Raw genomic sequence first — 2,993 nt, 5'->3', positions numbered from 1 at the left:
CCACCCGGCCGGAGGTCCGCCCCGCTCCGCCGGAGGTGCACCGGTGACCGTCCTCGCCTCCGCCCTCGACCCGGGCGGCCCCGACCACACCGCCAACCGCGAGGCCATGCTCGCCAAGCTCGCCGAACTCGACGCCGAGCACGCCAAGGCCCTCGCGGGCGGCGGTGAGAAGTACGTCGCCCGGCACCGGGGGCGCGGCAAGCTCCTCGCCCGCGAACGCGTCGAACTGCTCCTCGACCCGGACACGCCCTTCCTGGAGCTGTCCCCGCTCGCCGCCTGGGGCAGCGACTACACGGTGGGCGCCTCCCTCGTCACCGGCATAGGTGTCGTCGAGGGCGTGGAGTGCCTGATCACCGCCAACGACCCGACCGTACGCGGCGGCGCCTCCAACCCCTGGTCCCTGAAGAAGGCCCTGCGCGCCAACGACATCGCCCTCGCCAACCGGCTGCCCTGCATCAGCCTCGTCGAGTCCGGCGGCGCCGACCTGCCCTCCCAGAAGGAGATCTTCATCCCGGGCGGCGCCATCTTCCGCGACCTCACCCGGCTGTCCGCCGCCGGCATCCCCACCATCGCCGTCGTCTTCGGCAACTCCACCGCGGGCGGCGCCTACGTCCCCGGCATGTCCGACCACGTGATCATGGTCAAGGAACGGGCGAAGGTGTTCCTCGGCGGCCCGCCGCTGGTGAAGATGGCCACCGGCGAGGAGAGCGACGACGAGTCCCTCGGCGGCGCCGAGATGCACGCGCGCGTGTCGGGTCTCGCCGACCAGTTCGCCGTCGACGAGCACGACGCCCTGCGCCAGGCCCGCCGTGTCGTCGCCCGCCTCAACCACCGCAAGGCCCACCCCGACCCCGGACCCGCCGCACCCCCGAAGTACGACGCGGAGGACCTGCTGGGCATCGTCCCCGCCGACCCGAAGGTGCCCTTCGACCCCCGCGAGGTCATCGCCCGGATCGTCGACGCCTCCGACTTCGACGAGTTCAAGCCGCTCTACGGCCCCAGCCTCACCACCGGCTGGGCCACCCTGCACGGCTATCCCGTCGGCATCCTCGCCAACGCCCAAGGGGTCCTGTTCAGCGCGGAGTCGCAGAAGGCCGCCCAGTTCATCCAGCTCGCCAACCAGCGCGACATCCCGCTGCTGTTCCTCCACAACACCACCGGCTACATGGTCGGCAAGGAGTACGAGCAGGGCGGCATCATCAAACACGGCGCGATGATGATCAACGCGGTCAGCAACTCGAAGGTCCCGCATCTGTCGGTCCTGCTGGGCGCCTCCTACGGCGCCGGCCACTACGGCATGTGCGGCCGCGCCTACGACCCCCGCTTCCTCTTCGCCTGGCCCAGCGCCAAGTCCGCCGTCATGGGCCCGCAGCAGCTCGCCGGCGTCCTGTCGATCGTCGCCCGCCAGTCGGCTGCCGCCAAGGGACACCCGTACGACGAGGACGCCGACGCCGCCCTGCGCGCCATGGTGGAGCAGCAGATCGAGTCCGAGTCGCTGCCCATGTTCCTGTCCGGGCGGCTGTACGACGACGGCGTCATCGACCCGCGCGACACCCGCACCGTCCTCGGCCTGTGCTTGTCGGCCATCCACACCGCCCCCTACGAGGGCGCCCGCGGCGGCTTCGGCGTCTTCCGGATGTGAGGGACCACGTGATCACTTCAGTGCTCGTCGCCAACCGGGGCGAGATCGCCTGCCGGATCTTCCGCACCTGCCGTGAGCTGGGCATCCGCACCGTCGCCGTGCACTCCGACGCCGACTCGACCGCCCTGCACACACGCGTCGCCGACCAGGCCGTACGCCTCCCGGGCGCGGCCCCCGCCGACACCTATCTGCGCGGCGACCTCGTGGTGAAGGCCGCCCTCGCCGCGGGCGCGGACGCCGTCCACCCCGGCTACGGCTTCCTCTCCGAGAACGCCGACTTCGCCCGCGCCGTCCTCGACGCCGGCCTCACCTGGATCGGCCCGCCCCCCGAGGCGATCGAGGCGATGGCGTCGAAGACCCGCGCCAAACAGCTCATGGGCCTCGCCCCCCTCACCGAGGTCACCGAGGCCGACCTCCCGGTCCTGGTGAAGGCCGCCGCGGGCGGTGGCGGCCGCGGCATGCGCGTCGTCCGCGACCTCGACGACCTCGACGCCGCCCTGGAGGCCGCCCGCGCCGAGGCCACGAGCGCCTTCGGCGACGGCGAGGTGTTCATCGAGCCGTACGTCGAGGACGGCCGCCACGTCGAGGTGCAGATCCTCTCCGACACCCACGGCACCGTCTGGGCCCTCGGCACCCGCGACTGCTCCCTGCAACGCCGCCACCAGAAAGTCATCGAGGAGGCCCCCGCCCCCGGCCTCCCGGAGCACCTCGAAGCCGAACTGCGCACCCTCGCCGTACGCGCCGCGCACGCCGTCTCCTACGTCGGCGCCGGCACCGTCGAGTTCCTCGTCGCCGACGGCCGCGCCCACTTCCTGGAGATGAACACCCGCCTCCAGGTCGAACACCCGGTGACGGAAGCCGTGTTCGGCCTCGACCTGGTCGCCGAACAGCTCCGTGTCGCCGAGGGCACCGCCCTGGCCCCCGAGCCCCCGGCCGCGCACGGCCACGCCGTCGAGGCCCGCCTCTACGCCGAGGACCCCGCCACCGGCTGGACCCCGCAGACCGGCACCCTGCACCGGCTGACCGTCCCGGACGAGGTCCGCCTCGACACCGGCTACACCGACGGCGACGAGATCGGCGTCCACTACGACCCGATGATCGCCAAGGTCGTCGCCCACGCACCGACCCGCGCCGAGGCCGTTCGCAAGCTCGCCGGCGCCCTGGACCGCGCGACGATCCACGGCCCCACCACCAACCGGGCCCTGCTGATCCACTCCCTGCGCCACACCGAGTTCACCACGGCCCGCATGACCACGGCCTTCTACGACCGCCACCTGCCCCACCTCACCACCCCCGCACCCGACCCGCACGCCTCCCTGGCCGCAGCCCTCGCCGACGCGCGCGCCCACGG

The 2,993-nt window shown here is 72.8% G+C and carries 2 protein-coding genes; both read left to right on the top strand.

Annotated features, from left to right (window positions below; all coding sequences use genetic code 11):
- The first annotated feature begins 43 nt into the window (after nt 1-43).
- On the top strand, nt 44-1,642 hold the full coding sequence (locus tag AOK15_RS25585) for an acyl-CoA carboxylase subunit beta (protein ID WP_055520712.1): 1,599 nt from the start codon (nt 44-46) through the stop codon (nt 1,640-1,642).
- 8 nt (nt 1,643-1,650) lie between these two features.
- The coding region (locus AOK15_RS25580) for an acetyl-CoA carboxylase biotin carboxylase subunit (RefSeq protein WP_055520713.1) at nt 1,651-2,993 on the top strand (1,343 nt) is incomplete at its 3' end.

Source organism: Streptomyces ossamyceticus (assembly GCF_001418475.1).
Taxonomy (GTDB): Bacteria; Actinomycetota; Actinomycetes; order Streptomycetales; family Streptomycetaceae; genus Streptomyces; species Streptomyces ossamyceticus.
This window is presented reverse-complemented; position numbering and strand designations above follow the sequence as displayed.